The sequence below is a fragment of the uncultured Mailhella sp. genome (genome assembly GCF_944324995.1).
Taxonomy (GTDB): domain Bacteria; phylum Desulfobacterota; class Desulfovibrionia; order Desulfovibrionales; family Desulfovibrionaceae; genus Mailhella.
The window spans coordinates 1-15,747 of the sequence record NZ_CALUYL010000001.1; the positions used below are offsets into that span (position 1 = coordinate 1).

Consider the following 15,747-nt stretch of genomic DNA (forward strand, 5'->3'; position numbering starts at 1 on the left):
TGGCGTCCCCAGGCGGATTTGAACCGCCGTTGACGGCGTGAAAGGCCGCTGTCCTGGGCCGGCTAGACGATGGGGACGTGCTGCGTTGGTGTTAGTTATCGAAAAGGCTCGGTGTCGTCAAGCTTTTTTTCTTCCTCGACGCGCTTTTTTCTCGCCTTGCCCCGTTTTTCAAATTCCTCCCACGTCTGCGGATCGCGCCGCTGCCACGCGCCTTCGTCGAACATGCGTCGTTCAATGGCCGCGGCGGCCTTTTCCAGTCCCGTGCCCTCAAGCGCCGACACGGGTATGGCGTCCGGCCTGTCGAGCAAGAGCGGCACGCGTTCGCTCACCGGCACGGCGTCCCACTTGTTGAGCAGCGTGATGCGCGGAACGGTCTGCAGTTCCATTTCCGCCAGAATGCGTTCCACGGATTCCATCTGCTGATCCCGCTCGGGATGGGAGGCGTCCACCACGTGAATGAGCAGATCGGCCGCCTCCAGCTCTTCCAGCGTGGCGCGGAAGGCTTCGGTGAGCTCGCGGGGCAGCGAACGGATGAAGCCCACCGTGTCGGCCAGCACGAGTTCCCGTTCCCTGGGGAAGCGCAGGCGGCGGGTGGTGGGGTCCAGCGTGGCGAACAGCTTGTTTTCGGCAAGCACGTCGGCCCGGGTGAGCGCGTTGAGCAGCGTGGACTTGCCGGCGTTGGTGTAGCCCACAAGCGCCGCCAGCGGCAGCCCCTGACGCGCACGACGCGCCCGCGTGTGAAAGCGCTGACGACGCAGTTCCTCAAGATCCTTGCGGATGCGCGTAATGCGCTCGCGAATGCGGCGTCGTTCCAGTTCCAGCTTGGTTTCGCCGCGGCCCTTGTTGCCGAAAATGCCGCCGGCAAGTCTGTCGAGCGAACGATGCCGTCCGGCAAGACGCGGCAGCGAATACTGCAGCTGCGCCATTTCCACCTGCAGCTTGCCTGCGCGGGTCACGGCGTGACGGGCAAAAATATCGAGAATGAGCTGCGTTCTGTCCATGACCCGGCGCTCCGTCAGCTCCGAAAGGCTGTTGAGCTGCGCAGGGCTGAGTTCCCCGTCGAAAATGACGAGCGACGCCTGCCCCTGAAGAGCAAGCACTTCCAGTTCCGCCAGCTTGGCGCGGCCGAGAATGTGACGCGGATGTATGGCCGCCACGCGCTGAATCATGGTGCCGGTCACCTTCACGCCGGCGGTGCGGGCCAGCTCGGCCAGCTCGGCCAGATGCCGTTCCTGCACGGCCCGCGGCTCCAGCGACACCGAAACCAGCACGGCCCTTTCCCCGGCCTCTTCCTCGCCGGTGCTCACGGCGTCGTCGATGACGCGGCCGAACTCCTCTTCCAGGGTTTCCGCCTGAAGCGTGAAGTCGGTGTCCACGCGATCCCAGGGCTGCATGTCGCCCACCGCGTAGCCGGAATCCTCCTGCCCGGGCGCGGGCGGCATGAGGTGCGCGCTCTGGAACATGCCGGGCTGCCCCCACTCGTCCACGGTGAGCACGCTCACGGAGTCCAGACGCAGGAAAAGCAGATCCATGAGGTCTTCGTGCGAGAGGCCCTCGGGAACAAGATGCGTATGCAGAAGGCGCAGGCCGCGCAAACGACCCGCGCCCGTGCGCACATGGGGAAGCTCGGGAATGAGAATGGACGAAGCGTCCCCCACAATGACCATGTTCACCCGGCCCTGCCTGTCCAGCGCGAGGCCTATCTGACGGGAAAGCAGGCGCGAGAGCGCCGCCAGTTCTCTCGCCTGTTCGGAGCTGTAGCCCCCCTGCGGAGAATAGCGGCGCTGCCCCAGCCTGTTGAGAGCCTTCAGCTCGCTGGGCTTGAGACCGGCGGTGTTGCCTTCAACCCGGGCGGCTATTTTACGCCTCCGGCCATCCAGGTGGCGATCATGTCGTCGTAGTTGGAGGTGGTGCGGAAGGTGGCGGCCGCCATGCGGCGACGGAATTCGAGGCTCACGCCGCCCTTTTCGATTTCTTCCATGGCCTCGGCGTAGTAGGAAGGATCGGAAAGCACGAGAATGCTGTTGAAGTTCTTGGAGGAAGCGCGCAGCAGGCAGGGGCCGCCGATGTCGATTTCCTCCACCATGGCGGCGGGATCAAGATGCTTTTCCAGCGCGGACTTGAAGTCGTAGAGGTTCACGACCACCAGATCGAAGGGCTTGATGTCGAGCTCTTCCAGAGTCTTCATGTGTTCGGGCACGTCCTTGTTGGCCAGAATGCCGCCGTGAATGCGCGGATTCAGGGTTTTGACGCGGCCGTTCAGGATTTCCGGGAATCCGGTGACTTCGCTCACGGCGATCACGGGAAGGCCCTGATCCTTCAGAAATTTCATGGTGCCGCCGGTGGAAACCAGCTCAACGCCCTTCTTGTGGAGAAATGCGGCGAATTCCGCGAGACCGTCCTTGTGCGTCACGCTCAGAAGAGCGCGCCTGATGGGAAGAAAATCCATCGTAACCCCCTTTATGAAGTCCTGTTATAGTGCCAAAGGAGGCCGCAAATGGCAAGCTCCGGCTCTGCGGATGCCGGATGCCCGGCCGCTTTCCGCCTGCCTTTGCAGATCCTGTCCGCCCGCCGCCGATGTTGCGCAGGTCTTGCCGCAGCCCGCCCGTCTTTCCGGCGCTCAGCGCTTCCCGGTTGCGAATGCAAAGGCGTTTGCGAAGTATCCGCTTGACAACTTGCCCCGCGCCTTGGAAAACATACTGTTCCCGCCGGGAACTTCATCAAGGAGAACAGCCATGACGGATTCCTTTGCCGATCTTTTTCTTGAAGCCATGCGCTACGAGCACTGGCTCCGCTTCTATTTTCTGGAAGACGCGGAAGACGAACCCATGCAGGCCTCCCCGGAGCGGGAAATGAGCGTGGAATCGCTGGACGCCCTGCTTGTGGTTCCCGCCGAGTTTGCCGAACGTTCCCATGCAGAGGAGCCCGCGCTTGCGGAGATACTCGACGCCATGCAGGGACAGAAGATTTCCATGGAACACTCCCGCGACATTATTTTCGACTGGCTGGGGGAAAAGACGGGCATCCGCCCCGGCACCGACGCCTTTGAAGCCGAGCTGAACGCGCTTGCCGGCGATGCGGACTTCCGCCGCCGTCTGGACTGCTTTCACGGCTGGGTTCAGGAACTGGCCAACAACGAACTTGATCTGAACGGCAACGCCCTGCCCCCCGGCGCGCCGAAGGACGAAGCCGTGCCTTCGTTTGCCGAATGGAACAAGGCGTTTCTGTTCTGGTTCAGCATGCAGAAGCCCCTGAACGCCCTCGGATAAGCAGGGCTCACGACGGCCGATGCAGACGCAGAGCGCGACGCTCTGAAAAGCGCCCCGGTCAGGCCGCGCGGACGAGAAGAAAGCGGCCTCCGCCGGGACGGGGGAACGTCTGGAACAACGTCCGCCGCAGGGCGTCTGCGCTGAAAACTCCCAACGCCCCGCGCGAGCGCAATGCCTGGCCGCCGCATCGTGGTTTCCGTGTTCACCGTGCCGGACGCTCCGCTCGAGCGCCGCGCTTGGCGGCCCCTCGGATCGGCGTGACACACTCCCGCAAATCCCCGCGTGTGCGCTGCACATCGGCAGGTCGCCGCACGCTGTCAGACATGACGCCGCAAATCCCCGCGCCCCGCAGCGCGTTGCTGCCGCCGTCGAAAAAATACGCCGCCGCGCCGCCGGAAAAGCGCGGCAGACCTCCGGCTTCCGGACATGAAAAACGCCGCCTCCCGACATCGGAAGGCGGCGCGTTCATTTATTTATGGGCCGAAGGGCGAAAAACTACATGACGCCCTGTTCGATCATGCTGTCGGCCACCTTGCGGAAGCCCGCAATGTTGCCGCCCATCACGTAGTTGCCGGGCTGGCCGAATTCTTCGGCGGTGTCGTGCGCGGCCTGGAAGATGCCGGCCATGATGCCCTTGAGCTTGTTGTCCACTTCCTCGAAGGTCCAGGAAGTCATGCCCGCGTTCTGTTCCATTTCCAGCTGGCTGGTGGCCACGCCGCCGGCGTTGGCGCACTTGGCCGGGCCGTAGCAGATGCCCGCCTTCTGGAATTCGGCCGTGGCGTCCAGGGTGGAAGGCATGTTCGCGCCTTCGCTCACCAGGATGCAGCCCTTGGAAAGCAGATTCTTCGCGTCGGCAAGGGTAACTTCGTTCTGCGTGGCGCTCGGGAAGGCGAGGTCCGCGCCCACGTTCCACACGGGATGCTCGCCGGCGGCGTAGTCGGCCACGGGAATGTAGGTGGCGTCCTTGCAGAGTTCGGCGTAGCGGGTGAGGGAAGCGCGTTCGTGTTCCTTGACCTGCTGGAGCACTTCAAGGTTGATGCCGGAAGGCTGATAGATGCTGCCGCGGGAGTCGGACACGGTAACGGGCTTCGCGCCGAGCTGATACAGCTTCTTCACGGTGTAGATGGCCACGTTGCCGGAACCGGACACGGCAGCGGTCTTGCCTTCGATTTCCTTGCCCACGGCCTTCAGCATGTTTTCGGCGAAGTACACGTTGCCGAAGCCGGTGGCTTCGGTACGGGCGAGCGAGCCGCCCCACTTGAGGCCCTTGCCGGTGAGCACGCCTTCAAAGCGGCTGGTCAGGCGCTTGTACTGACCGAAAAGATAGCCGATTTCGCGGCCGCCCACGCCGATGTCGCCGGCGGGAACGTCGCTGAACGCGCCGATGTAGCGGACGAGTTCCGTCATGAAGGCCTGGCAGAAGCGCATGACTTCGGCGTCGGACTTGCCCTTGGGATCAAAGTCGGAACCGCCCTTGCCGCCGCCGATGGGGAGACCGGTAAGGCTGTTCTTGAAAATCTGTTCAAAGCCGAGGAACTTCAGAATGCTCTGGTTCACGCTAGGATGGAAGCGCAGACCGCCCTTGTACGGTCCGATGGCGGAGTTGAACTGCACGCGGTAGCCGTTGTTCACCTGAATGCGGCCCTTGTCGTCGGTCCAGGCCACGCGGAATTCCACGAGACGTTCGGGAACCACGATGCGCTCAAGAATGGCGTTTTCCTGGTACTTGGATTCACGGTCGAAAAGAGGCTGCATGGAGAAGAGCACTTCTTCCACGGCCTGCAGGAATTCCGGCTGATGAGGATTCTTGGCGCGCACGTTTTCCACAACGCTCTGCACATAACTGTTGCCCATGACTCGCTGCTCCTTGAAAAGCTGAAAAAGGGATGGCTTCCGGGACAGGCAATGCCCTTTTGCCGAACCTGAATTAGTACATTTTTGTAAAAACCGGACATTTCCCGGCGTTGACGACTATCGAGTAGCGCTATTTTCTCCGGGAATCAACCTCTTTTTGTGACAAAAAAGAAATTTTATTTTATATATAATTATATGATATCATTGAATTTAACATTTATGTATAATTATGTTTTTATTTTTTGTAATATTTTCAATATGTTGCGTTGTAACATTTTTGTTCTTTTTGTCCAGAAAATGACGATCATCCGCCCTTCCGTTTCAAATTTGTTGCGATGCACACGGCAGAAAGCAAAAAAGGCTCCTGCTGCAGAGGCATTGCAGTCCACATGCAGAAACTCTTTTCCTCCGCGCTCCCGATTTTCGGAAACATACGACCTTCCGCAACGCAAAACTGCTGCGGCGCAACGATTTTTGACCATGCTTCCGATACGGAGCAGCTTCCTTCGCGTCTCCGGGAACGAGCCGTGCCCGGGCCGCGGCGCATAAAAAAACATCCCCCCGGCTCCTTTTGGAGAACAGGGGGGACGTCGATCCGCGTCTGTCGGCGGAAAATCAGTTCCTGACGGCGTAGCTCAGAAGCGTTTCCAGAAGTTCGCCGAAGTCGATGCCCGCGGCCGCCGCTTCCTTGGGAACAAGGCTGGCGCTCGTCATGCCGGGCAGGGTGTTCACTTCAAGCGCGAACAGTTCGCCCTCGTCCGTGAGGCGGAAGTCGGTGCGGCTGTAGCCGGAGAGCCCCAGGCAGCGATGCGCGGCAATCGCCGCTTCCTGCACCCGGGCCGTCAGTTCCGGCGCGAGGGGCGCGGGGCAGATTTCGGCGGCGCCGTCGGCCGCGTACTTGTCGTGAAAATCGAAAAATTCCCGCTTGGGCACGATGAGCACGGGAGCCAGCGCCTTTTCCTCGCCGGGACGCCCCACCACGCCGCAGGTCACTTCCTGACCGGGAATGAGCGTTTCGATGAGCACTTCCTGATGTCCGGCAAAGAGCGTGTCCAGGGCGCGGTTCAGTTCCGCCTCGTCGTTCACGCGGAACAGGTCGATGCTGGAGCCGCCCGTGTTCGACTTGATGAACAGCGGGAAAGGCAGCGACGTCTTCCATCCCGCAGCGGGGCGCACGGGCAGAAATTCATAATCGGGCGTGCGTATGCCAGCGCGCACAAACAGCGCCTTGCCCGCCGCCTTGTTCAGCGCAAGGAAGGAGCCTGCCGGGCCGCTGCCCTGATAGGGGCATCCCGCGCGCTCGAGCAGCGCCTGCACGAGGCCGTCCTCGCCGGGCTGGCCGTGAAGGTTCAGGAAGGCCGCGTCGTGCGCTGCCGCAAGTTCCAGCAGCTTCTCGAAGCCGTCGGAAAGATCGAACAGCGTCACCTCGTGCCCCCGCGCCGACAGCGCCTCGGCAATGGAAGCCGCTCCCTTCAGAGAAATCTCGCGTTCCGTGGACCAGCCGCCCGCAACGAGAAGAATACGCATCTTGTCCATTTAAAGGATACCCACCCTTTCAAATATGGCCCGCTCCACGGCCTGTACATGAGCATAGTTGGCGGCGATGTTGTCCACCTTGTCGGCGCTGATGCCGTAGCGGACAAGAAGATCGTCGAATCGTTCCTTGATGGTCACCACCTCGGAGTGACGCACGCGCTTGTCGGCGTAGGCCACGATCACGGGCAGACGCATGGGGTCGCGCACATCGTCCATCGAGGTGCCGCTCCAGGGCCATTCCACGTGAAAGAGCACGGCCTGCGCGATGAGCGGATTGCCCGTTTCCTCGCGCACCCACGCCGCGCCGAGCTGCGCGTGACTGCCCCCGTGCCGGATGGAATAACTTTTGGCCAGATCGTGCAGCAGCGCCGCGGCCCGCGCCAGCGGAACGCTGAGAGCGCGCCCCGCAGGTATGATGCCGCGCTCCTCGGCCCGGCGGACGATTTCCGTCGCCACGCCGGCCACCGCGCGGCAGTGATCGCGGATATGCGGCATCATGTCGTACTTGTCCCACAAGAGAGCGCATTGCTCCTCGTCGGGCACCATCCATGAGGGATCCGCGGGAAATTCAAGAGCAGGCAGCATGAAATCACCTCGAACGTAAAAATCAGACCCGGCCGGTATGACCGAAGCCTCCGCTTCCGCGCGTCGTTTCGGAAAGCGCGTCCACCGCGCGGGGCTCAAGGCGGCACACCGGCTGAAACACGAGCTGCGCCACGCGCTCGCCCCTCTTGACCACGACGGGCTTTCCCGACGTGTTGAGCAGCCACACCACGATTTCGCCGCGGTAGTCGGCGTCGATGACGCCGACGCCCTGCGCCACGACCAGCCCCTTCACCGCTCCGAGTCCGCTGCGGGAATACACGAATCCCGCCACGCCCGGAACGCGCGGCTCCACGCACAGCCCGGAAGGCACCGACGCCCGCTCGCCCGGATTCACGACGATTTCCTCCTCGTCGAAGCAGGCGCGCAGATCCATGCCCGCGGCCTCGGGCGTGGCGTAGCAGAGCCCGTCGCCGTACACGCGGGCGGCGTCTCTGAGATAACAGACATGAACTTCGGCCATAGCCGGAACCTCTCCTGTCGGCATGCGCGGCGCGTCTCTCTTCACACGACGCGAAAACGACGCCATCCGCACGGGAGCAACGAGAATAGCCCGAAGCCGCCCGGGGAGCAAGCGCCGGAACGCGACTTTTCCTCTGCGGCAAAAGCGCGTGCTCGGCGTCTATGCCGCAGGCGTTCTGCCGCGCAGGCCAGGACGGCGCAAACAACATCTCCCCGCGTTCCGCTCGCCGAAGAGGCGGCGCAAGCGCTTTGAAACGCGCCCCGCCGAGGCCCGAAAGCCCGCAGCGCGAACGCTCCGCCCACGCTTTGCAAAACATCCCAGGTTATTGTATTCTTGACATAAGCCTCCACTGCCACTATCGTCCATTTTTCGCCGTTTCCGCGACCTGCGGAATCCAGGTAAAACGTCCATGGCTCATCCTAAATCCACAATCGGGGACGCCCCGGCAAAAAAAGGTTGTTAGAATGTCTCGTGTAACATTTGTCGTTGACGGCGAATTCATGCGCAAACGCATCATTTCGCTGAAGGCTTTTTATTTCGACGGTCAGGGCATCCGCCGCCACTGCCTGTCGCACGTCACCCCCGGCGAAACCGTAGGCCGCATTCTCTTTTACGACGCTCTTCCCTTCACCGGCAAGGGAGAACATCCGCTGAGCGGCCCCGTCGATTTTTCCCAGACTCCGCTCATCGCCCGCAAGCAGCAGTTTCTGCAGTCGCTGCGCGTCACGCCGGAAATCACGCTGCGCCTCGGCCGTTCCGCCTGGCAGGCCGGACAGTGGCAGCTCGACGCCAACCGTCTCGGCGAACTCATGGCCGGCGAAATCAGCGTGAACGACATTCAGGCCGGCGACATCTATCCCGACATCCGTCAGAAGGGCGTGGACATGCTCCTCGGCCTCGACATCGCCGCTCTTGCCTACAAGCATCAGACGGATCGCCTCGTCATCGTGGCCAACGACGCCGATTACGTGCCCGCCGTGAAGCTGGCGCGCGAAGAAGGCATCAAGGTCGTGCTCGATCCGCTGTGGACCCGCGCCGCCGAAGATCTGCGCGAACACGTGGACTACGTGTGCAACAAACTGCCCCGTCCGCAGCACTCCAACTACCCGCACGGCATACATATTTTCGACGATCCCAAGGAATACAACCCCTGCCCCGACCAGGAACAGCACGAAAGCCCTGAAGGGGAAGAATAGAAACACTGCGGCCTGCCCGGATGACGGACAGGCCGTTCTGCTTACTTCAAGGAGAAGTATATGTGCGGTATTTTCGGCATCATAGGTCATGAAGACGCCGCCCGGCTCACCTACTTCGGTCTGTATGCCCTGCAGCATCGCGGTCAGGAAAGCGCGGGCATTGCTTCGTGGGACGAAAAGGAAGGCGCCTGCCATCTGCACGTGGGCATGGGACTCGTGCCCGAAGTGTTCCGCGAAGAAGACCTGCGGCATCTCACCGGCGAAACGGCCATCGGCCACGTGCGCTACTCCACCACGGGCAAGCCGCAGCTGCGCAACGCCCAGCCGCTGCTCGTGCGCGTGAGAAACGGCATTCAGCTTGCCCTCGTCCACAACGGCAACCTCACCAACGCCGCCGCCCTGCGCCGCGAACTCGAAAACGACGGCTGCATCTTCCAGACCACCATCGACAGCGAAATCTTCGTGCACCTCATCGCCCGGGCCCTTTCCTGCGGCTCGCTCGAACAGGCCATCATCAAGGCGTGCAGCCGCGTGGAAGGCGCCTACAGTCTGCTGCTTCTCAGCGAAGGCCGCATTTACGCCATACGCGATCCGCACGGCTTCCACCCGCTCAGCATGGCCAAAATGGGCGACTCCTGGGTGTTCGCCTCCGAAAGCTGCGCCTTCGACCTGCTCGAAGCCGAATACGTGCGCGAAGTGCAGCCAGGCGAAATGATCGTCGTGGAGCCCGGCGCGCTGGAATACCGCAGCGTGCGCCTGCGCGACGACGACATTCCCGTGCGCCAGTGCATCTTTGAACTCGTCTATTTCGCGCGTCCCGACTCCCGCATCTTCGGCGAAGACGCCTATCAGTGCCGCAAGTGCATGGGCCGCAACCTCATCCGCGAATCCATGGCCGACGCCGAATGCGTCATTCCCTTCCCGGACTCGGGCATCTACGCATCCCTCGGCGTGGCGCAGGAAGCCGGCGTGCCCTACGAACACGCCCTCATCCGCAACCACTACGTGGGCCGCACCTTCATTCAGCCCTCCCAGAGCATGCGGCAGTTCAGCGTGCGCGTGAAGATCAATCCCGTGCGCTCCATGATCGAGAACAGAAGCCTCTACGTGGTGGACGACTCCATCGTGCGCGGCACCACCATCCGCACCCGCGTGGCCAAGCTGCGCGAACTCGGCGCCAAGGCCGTGCATTTTCGCGTGAGCAGCCCGCCCATCAAGTACCCCTGCTTCTACGGCATCGACTTCCCCTCGCCCAACGATCTCATCGCCACCAAGTACACCCCGGACCAGATTGCGGAAATGCTGGGTCTCGATTCCCTGCACTATCTCTCGCTTGAAGGTCTGCTCGCTTCCGTGTCGCATCCCGAGCAGTACTGCACGGCCTGCTTCACCGGCAACTATCCCACCGCCCTGCCCGAAGTGCAGGACAAAATGGCCCTCGAATACCATCGCAAGGGCGACGTGCGCTTCCAGGGCTGAGACATCCCATGATGGAGCGTCCCGCCCCTTCCGCCATTCCCGCGACTCCCGGCGTCTATATTTACAAGGACGCCGGGGGCCGCATCATTTATGTGGGCAAGGCCCGCAATCTGCGCCGGCGCGTGCTCTCCTACTTCCGCCCCGCCGATCAGCTCACGGCCAAGACCGCAGCCATGATCGGCCGCGCGGCGGGCATCGAATTTCTCACCACCACCACGGAAAAAGAGGCCCTTCTGCTCGAAGCCAGCCTCATCAAGAAGCATCGCCCGCACTACAACATCTGCCTGCGCGACGACAAGCAGTACGTCATGTTCCGGCTCTCGGAAAAGGATCCCTTTCCGCGGCTGGAAATCGTGCGGCGCATGAAGCGGCGCGACGGCGCGCGCTATTTCGGCCCGTTCACTTCGGGACTCGCCGCCAGAGAAACCTGGAAGACCATCCATCGCATTTTTCCCCTGCGCCGCTGTTCCGACAGGGCCATGAAGAACAGGGAAACGCCCTGTCTCTACCATCACATTCATCTGTGCGCGGCCCCCTGCACCGGAGAAATTTCCGCCGAGGCCTACGCCGACATGACCCGCCGCGTGACGCTGCTGCTCTCCGGCAAGTCCACGGAACTCATCGACATGCTGCGCAGCGCCATGGAAAAGGCCTCCGACGATCTGGACTTTGAACGCGCGGCTTCCCTGCGCGATCAGATTCGCGCCATCGAAAAGACCATCGAAAAGCAGGCCATCGTGCTCCAGAGCGGCGGCGACATGGACGTGCTCGGTCTGGTGAGCCTGCCCGACGGACTGGCGCTCGGCATCGTGTTCGTGCGGCACGGCCTCGTGCAGGACCGCAGCGCCTTCTTCTGGCCGGGCCTCGGTCTGGAAGACGCCTCGGAACTGCTGTGGAGCTTTCTTGTGCAGTTCTATCACGCCGGGCGCTCCATTCCTCCGCGCATCATTCTGCCGTATCTGCCGTGGGAGGAAGGCCCGTCGGGTTCGGCCCTCACCGTGGATTCCCAGAGCGCGCTCGTGGCTCCCCATGCTTCGGCGAACATGGGCTCTCCGTTTCTTGCAGGCGGCGGCGTCACGCCCTGCTTCTGCGGCGAAGACACGCTCTCCGCGCCCGCGCAGAACGAAACCGAAACGAAGCGCGCGCCCGGCCTCATTGAACAGGCCGCCGCCCTGCTTGCGGAACAGGACAGACAAAGCGCCGCGCCCGCGCCCGACGAAGACGACGAAAACGGCCGCCAGACCATGGAAGACGTGCTCGCCGAACTTCGCGGCGGCCCGGTGCGTCTTGCCGTGCCGAGGAACGAAGAGGAACGGCATCTTCTGGACATGGCCCGCAGCAACGCGCGCGAATCCGCCAAAAACCGCAAGGACGATTCCCTGGCGGACAAGCTCGCCGCGGCCTTCCGCTTCGACAGGCCCGTCGTGCGCGTGGAATGCGCCGACGTGTCCCACACCGGCGGCGAATCCACCAAGGTGGGCGCGGTCGTGTACGAAGACGGCCGTCCGCTCAAGGACGACTACCGGGTATGGAACATCGAGGGAGCCGGAGGCGACGACTACGCCGCGCTCTCCATGTGGGCGAAAAAGCGTCTGGAACACGGCGAGCCCTGGCCCGATCTTCTGCTCATCGACGGCGGACGCGGACAGCTGGCCGCCGTGCACAAGATTCTCAGCGACGAACTTGCGGAAGAGGACGGACGTCTTCCCTTCCTCGTGGCGGGCATTGCCAAGGCCAGGGACGAACGCGGTCACGCCGACCGCCGCGCGGGCAACGTGGCCGACCGCATCTTCGTGCCCGGCCGCAGCAATCCCCTGCCGCTCCGGGAAGGCTGCCCCGAACTGCTCTTTCTGCAGGTGGTGCGCGACGCGGCGCACGACTTTTCCATCGGACGGCATCGGCAGGCCCGAGCCCGGCAGGCCTTCAGCGGCGAGCTTCAGCAGCTGCCCGGCATCGGCAGGGAAACGGCGCGCCTGCTGTGGGAGCACTTCGACTCCGTGGCCGACATGAAGGCCGCCACCGAAGCCCGACTCATGGAACTGCCCGGCATAGGAAAAAAGAAGGCCGAAGCCATCCGAAGCGCGCTGCAAAAGCTGTAGCCCCCCGGAACTTCGCGGCCCGGGCGTTCTTTTCCCGACGCCGCTCCGGCAAACGCCGCGTCGGCCCCTGCGCCAACTCTCCAAACCTCGACTCGCCCCTGCCTCCGGCAGTGCAGGCAAGACGCTTTTGCCGCGTGCATGACGTCCGGTCGCCCCTGCGCCCTGCATCCCAAAAGAGGCCGGCCCGCCTCCGGCAAGGCGGCCGTCCGCACGGCCCACACCGGAAGCGCGGCGTGCCACGCCCTGCACGATCAACGCGCGCCCGCGCCGGGCACTTTGCTCCGACGCTATTCCGCACAAAAAACGCCGCCCCTGTTGACAGAGCGGCGCTATCTTTCTAGAACTGAGCATGAGTCGCGCATCGACACGCCGCATCCTTTCCGGCGCGCCGTCGCTTTCCGATCCCCTTGCCGCGGAACGTCGGCCGCGGTTTTCAACGTCCGACACGGAGGCCCCATGGGATTTCTGCTCGCTCTTATTTCTTCCGCCGCCTTCGGTCTCATTCCGCTCTTCAGCCTGCCCCTTTTGCGCGACGGCATGTCGGCCGAATGCGTGCTCTTCTACCGCTTCCTCTTCGGCGCGCTGGCGCTTTTCCCCGTTCCCGTGCTCCGGCACGCCCGCCTCGCCGCCCCGCCGCGCGAACTTGCGCGCCTCGCCGTGTTCAGCATCATGTACGCCCTCGCCGCCCTGCTCATGTTCCAGGGCTTTCACTACCTGCCGAGCGGCGTAGCCTCCACGCTCCAGTTTCTCTATCCGCTCATGGTCATGATCATCATGATCCTCTTCTTTCACGAAAAGCCTTCCCTCATCACGGCGTGCTCCGTGCTGCTCGCCATTCTCGGCGTCTTTCTCCTGAGCGGTGGCGAAGGCGAAGGCTCCGTCAGTCCCAAAGGCATCGTTCTGCTCCTCGTTTCCGCGCTGTGCAACGCCGTGTACATCTGCGGCCTGCACGTTGCCCGCATCCGCAGCATCTCAGGCCTCAGCATCACCTTCTGGGTGCTCTTCTTCGGCATGCTGGCCTCCCTCACCAACGCGCTGGCTTCCGGCACCTTCCAGTGGCTGCATTCCTGGCAGGAACTCTGCCTCGCCGTGCTCCTCGCCGTGGTCACCGCGGCCATTTCCAACCTCACACTGGTGCTGGCCATCCAGCGCATCGGCTCCACCATGGCGTCCATACTCGGCGTCATGGAGCCTCTCACCGCCGTCACCGTGGGCATCTTCGTCTTCGGCGAACCCGCCACCCCGGGCGTGTTCGCCGGCGTGGCCGTCATCTGCGCGGCGGTGCTTCTCGTCATGGCCGGGCCGCAGCTTCTCGCCCGTCTGCGTCCCGGACGCGCCTGACTCCCGTTTTCCCCGGCGGTTCAGCGTCACAGCAATATCCCACCCCGGCCTTTCTTTCCAAATCTTGCAAAAGGCGCGCCGCATCCGCCCCTTTCTGCAACATAACGCCTCAAAACGCGTCCGGCGGTCCCTTTTTTCGTCCGTTGCGAGCGCCATCGGCAGACAACGAACGCGCATTTCCGCTCCTGAACCGCACAACAAGCGTCCTCCGAACGGCGTCAGGCGCATGCAACGTCATGCAAAAGCCCTGCGGCGCAATGCATCACGGCCTTCTGCACCTTCATCGGCAAGAACGCCGTCATCTTTCCTGACGGCAATATTTCGCGAAACAGTTTGAAACGTGACAAAAAACAATGCGTTCCCTATACACTGAACTTGTGGACCACATGCCGACAACAACTTCTCTTCACATTCTCTTCAAAAGGAACACATCATGACCAGAAAGACCATCGCCGCTTCTCTCGCCGCCGTTATCTTTGCCGCCAGCCTTCCCGCCGCCGCCATGGCCCGTCCCGACTTCCACGGAAGATACCGCGACTGCCCGGCCCTCGCCGACTGCCCGGCCCAGACCCAGCTCACCGCCGATCAGAAGGCCCAGCTCGACAAGTTCCACGAAGAACACTACAAGGCCGTCACTCCCCTGCGCGACAGCCTCAGAGAAAAATACATGACCCTGAACGCCCTGTCCGGCAATCCCAACGCCAGTCCCGACGAAATCCGTCAGCTCACGGCCGACATCACCAAGCTCAGAACGCAGATCCGCACCGTGAACGACGACTTCTCCGCCAAGCTCGTCAAGGCCGGACTCCCCTGCCCGCGCAACGGTCGTCACGACGGCTACGGCATGGGCTACGGACACCGCGGTTACGGTCACGACGGCTACGGTCACGGCATGGGCCGCGGCGACTGCCTGCGCTAGCCCCGTGCGGGGAATCCGCCTCCTCCTCGCGGATCGCCTTCCCCGCCGTTTCCCTGCATCGACGCCGCACTCCTGAGAAAAAAGGCCGACGGACATTCCCCCCTGTCCGTCGGCCTTTCTTTTAAACATCCGCGCTGCGGACTCTCCATCCGCAAGAACATTCTTTCGCCACGATAAAACGCCGCGCCGAACGTCGAAACATTCCCGGAGTGAATCAAAAACACGTCGCGGCCCTTTGCCGCGGCACGTCAGTCGTTCCGACGCTGTTCCTTGAGCGCGTTCAGTCCGCCAAGCGCGTAGCAGGTCATGCTCTCCACCACGCTCTCCGGTTTCTCCATGAATTGCGGCAGCAAAATCGACTGTACTTTTTCGGGAAAAAGCACAAGAAACATGCACGGAAAAAGCAGCATGGCCGAAGCGTGCGCAGCCTGTTCCGAACCGGGCTCAAAGCCCGTAATCTCGCACACGAGGCTGCGCACCACGCTCAACTTGGGCAGCACGCTCTCCACCAGCGGCGCAGGCAGATGCGACGACGGCGAAGCCACCTCGCGCAAAAGCACGGGAAGCCCCCAAAGCTCCGGGGCCTTCAGCGCGGCACGCACAAAAAGTTCAAGAAAGGCGCGCAGCTTGGCTTCCGAATCGGCGCCGGAATCCATGACGGCGTTGAGCTCCTCCAGACTGACGAGCTGCCGATGTGCTTCCACCAGCACCTCTTCGTACAGCGCTTCCTTGCCGCCGAAATAGTAATTGACCGCCGCGCCGTTCACCCCGGCCCTTTGGCAGATCTCCCGGGTGGTCGCCCTGGCGTAGCCGAGCTCGGCAAACACGCGCCCCGCAGCCTCAAGCACCCCCCCCCGGGTGGAAAGGCCGTCTCTGCGCGGCGCGCTCCGCCTGCGCGGAACGTATGCGTATGCCTGCTCATGTTCCATGAAAAAACGGTACGGCAAAATATTTCAAACGTCAAATTCAAACATGAAATTGAACTTTA

General features: G+C 62.6%; 14 protein-coding genes and 1 tRNA gene. 6 read left to right on the forward strand and 9 right to left on the reverse strand.

Going from position 1 to position 15,747, the window contains the following annotated elements; all coding sequences use genetic code 11:
• The 3 genes from Q0K02_RS00005 to Q0K02_RS00015 form a co-directional block, all read right to left on the reverse strand.
• Nucleotides 1–77: transfer RNA gene (locus Q0K02_RS00005), tRNA-Glu, on the reverse strand.
• 18 nt (nt 78–95) lie between these two features.
• A complete protein-coding gene (hflX, locus tag Q0K02_RS00010) occupies nt 96–1,667 on the reverse strand; it encodes a GTPase HflX (RefSeq protein WP_294484486.1) in 1,572 nt (523 codons plus the stop codon).
• A 188-nt stretch (nt 1,668–1,855) separates the two neighbouring features.
• Complete coding sequence (locus tag Q0K02_RS00015; protein ID WP_294483801.1) at nt 1,856–2,449, reverse strand: IMP cyclohydrolase; 594 nt, start codon at nt 2,447–2,449, stop codon at nt 1,856–1,858.
• A gap of 286 nt (nt 2,450–2,735) precedes the next feature.
• On the opposite strand from Q0K02_RS00015, the gene Q0K02_RS00020 reads away from it, so the two are divergent.
• Nucleotides 2,736–3,269 (forward strand): hypothetical protein, encoded by a 534-nt coding sequence (locus Q0K02_RS00020; protein WP_294483803.1) that lies wholly within the window; start codon nt 2,736–2,738, stop codon nt 3,267–3,269.
• Nucleotides 3,270–3,764: 495 nt separating this feature from the next.
• On the opposite strand, the gene gdhA is transcribed toward Q0K02_RS00020, so the two are convergent.
• The 5 genes from gdhA to dut form a co-directional block, all read right to left on the reverse strand.
• Nucleotides 3,765–5,123 carry an NADP-specific glutamate dehydrogenase gene (gene gdhA, locus Q0K02_RS00025; RefSeq protein ID WP_294483805.1) on the reverse strand — a complete coding sequence of 453 codons (1,359 nt, stop codon included), beginning with the start codon at nt 5,121–5,123 and terminating at the stop codon, nt 3,765–3,767.
• Nucleotides 5,124–5,350: 227 nt separating this feature from the next.
• Nucleotides 5,351–5,605, reverse strand: a complete 255-nt coding sequence (locus Q0K02_RS00030; RefSeq protein WP_294483807.1) for a hypothetical protein — start codon at nt 5,603–5,605, stop codon at nt 5,351–5,353.
• 133 nt (nt 5,606–5,738) lie between these two features.
• Nucleotides 5,739–6,650, reverse strand: a complete 912-nt coding sequence (locus tag Q0K02_RS00035) for a D-alanine--D-alanine ligase (RefSeq protein ID WP_294484489.1) — start codon at nt 6,648–6,650, stop codon at nt 5,739–5,741.
• 9 nt (nt 6,651–6,659) lie between these two features.
• On the reverse strand, nt 6,660–7,244 hold the full coding sequence (locus Q0K02_RS00040) for an HD domain-containing protein (RefSeq protein ID WP_294483809.1): 585 nt from the start codon (nt 7,242–7,244) through the stop codon (nt 6,660–6,662).
• A gap of 22 nt (nt 7,245–7,266) precedes the next feature.
• Complete coding sequence (gene dut, locus Q0K02_RS00045; protein WP_294483811.1) at nt 7,267–7,725, reverse strand: dUTP diphosphatase; 459 nt, start codon at nt 7,723–7,725, stop codon at nt 7,267–7,269.
• A 500-nt stretch (nt 7,726–8,225) separates the two neighbouring features.
• On the opposite strand from dut, the gene Q0K02_RS00050 reads away from it, so the two are divergent.
• From Q0K02_RS00050 to Q0K02_RS00070, 5 genes are all read left to right on the forward strand, one after another.
• Complete coding sequence (locus Q0K02_RS00050) at nt 8,226–8,921, forward strand: NYN domain-containing protein (RefSeq protein WP_294483813.1); 696 nt, start codon at nt 8,226–8,228, stop codon at nt 8,919–8,921.
• A gap of 60 nt (nt 8,922–8,981) precedes the next feature.
• On the forward strand, nt 8,982–10,400 hold the full coding sequence (gene purF, locus Q0K02_RS00055) for an amidophosphoribosyltransferase (RefSeq protein WP_294483815.1): 1,419 nt from the start codon (nt 8,982–8,984) through the stop codon (nt 10,398–10,400).
• A gap of 8 nt (nt 10,401–10,408) precedes the next feature.
• Nucleotides 10,409–12,499, forward strand: a complete 2,091-nt coding sequence (gene uvrC, locus Q0K02_RS00060) for an excinuclease ABC subunit UvrC (protein WP_363315646.1) — start codon at nt 10,409–10,411, stop codon at nt 12,497–12,499.
• Between the two features lie 456 nt (nt 12,500–12,955).
• Complete coding sequence (locus Q0K02_RS00065; protein WP_294483817.1) at nt 12,956–13,840, forward strand: DMT family transporter; 885 nt, start codon at nt 12,956–12,958, stop codon at nt 13,838–13,840.
• A gap of 433 nt (nt 13,841–14,273) precedes the next feature.
• On the forward strand, nt 14,274–14,759 hold the full coding sequence (locus Q0K02_RS00070; protein ID WP_294483820.1) for a periplasmic heavy metal sensor: 486 nt from the start codon (nt 14,274–14,276) through the stop codon (nt 14,757–14,759).
• Nucleotides 14,760–15,007: 248 nt separating this feature from the next.
• Here the strand turns inward: Q0K02_RS00070 and Q0K02_RS00075 are convergent, their stop codons facing one another.
• Entirely contained in the window at nt 15,008–15,688 is a 681-nt protein-coding gene (locus Q0K02_RS00075) for a TetR/AcrR family transcriptional regulator (protein ID WP_294484495.1), read from the reverse strand.
• Nucleotides 15,689–15,747 lie beyond the last annotated feature (59 nt).

What these genes read in the sequence shown, in the direction of transcription:
- hflX (WP_294484486.1), bottom strand. Translation starts at nt 1,667, where the DNA reads ATGGTCATTGTGGGGGACGCTTCGTCCATTCTCATTCCCGAGCTTCCC.
- Q0K02_RS00015 (WP_294483801.1), bottom strand. Translation starts at nt 2,449, where the DNA reads ATGGATTTTCTTCCCATCAGGCGCGCTCTTCTGAGCGTGACGCACAAG.
- Q0K02_RS00020 (WP_294483803.1), top strand. Translation starts at nt 2,736, where the DNA reads ATGACGGATTCCTTTGCCGATCTTTTTCTTGAAGCCATGCGCTACGAG.
- gdhA (WP_294483805.1), bottom strand. Translation starts at nt 5,123, where the DNA reads ATGGGCAACAGTTATGTGCAGAGCGTTGTGGAAAACGTGCGCGCCAAG.
- Q0K02_RS00030 (WP_294483807.1), bottom strand. Translation starts at nt 5,605, where the DNA reads ATGGTCAAAAATCGTTGCGCCGCAGCAGTTTTGCGTTGCGGAAGGTCG.
- Q0K02_RS00035 (WP_294484489.1), bottom strand. Translation starts at nt 6,650, where the DNA reads ATGCGTATTCTTCTCGTTGCGGGCGGCTGGTCCACGGAACGCGAGATT.
- Q0K02_RS00040 (WP_294483809.1), bottom strand. Translation starts at nt 7,244, where the DNA reads ATGCTGCCTGCTCTTGAATTTCCCGCGGATCCCTCATGGATGGTGCCC.
- dut (WP_294483811.1), bottom strand. Translation starts at nt 7,725, where the DNA reads ATGGCCGAAGTTCATGTCTGTTATCTCAGAGACGCCGCCCGCGTGTAC.
- Q0K02_RS00050 (WP_294483813.1), top strand. Translation starts at nt 8,226, where the DNA reads ATGCGCAAACGCATCATTTCGCTGAAGGCTTTTTATTTCGACGGTCAG.
- purF (WP_294483815.1), top strand. Translation starts at nt 8,982, where the DNA reads ATGTGCGGTATTTTCGGCATCATAGGTCATGAAGACGCCGCCCGGCTC.
- uvrC (WP_363315646.1), top strand. Translation starts at nt 10,409, where the DNA reads ATGATGGAGCGTCCCGCCCCTTCCGCCATTCCCGCGACTCCCGGCGTC.
- Q0K02_RS00065 (WP_294483817.1), top strand. Translation starts at nt 12,956, where the DNA reads ATGGGATTTCTGCTCGCTCTTATTTCTTCCGCCGCCTTCGGTCTCATT.
- Q0K02_RS00070 (WP_294483820.1), top strand. Translation starts at nt 14,274, where the DNA reads ATGACCAGAAAGACCATCGCCGCTTCTCTCGCCGCCGTTATCTTTGCC.
- Q0K02_RS00075 (WP_294484495.1), bottom strand. Translation starts at nt 15,688, where the DNA reads ATGGAACATGAGCAGGCATACGCATACGTTCCGCGCAGGCGGAGCGCG.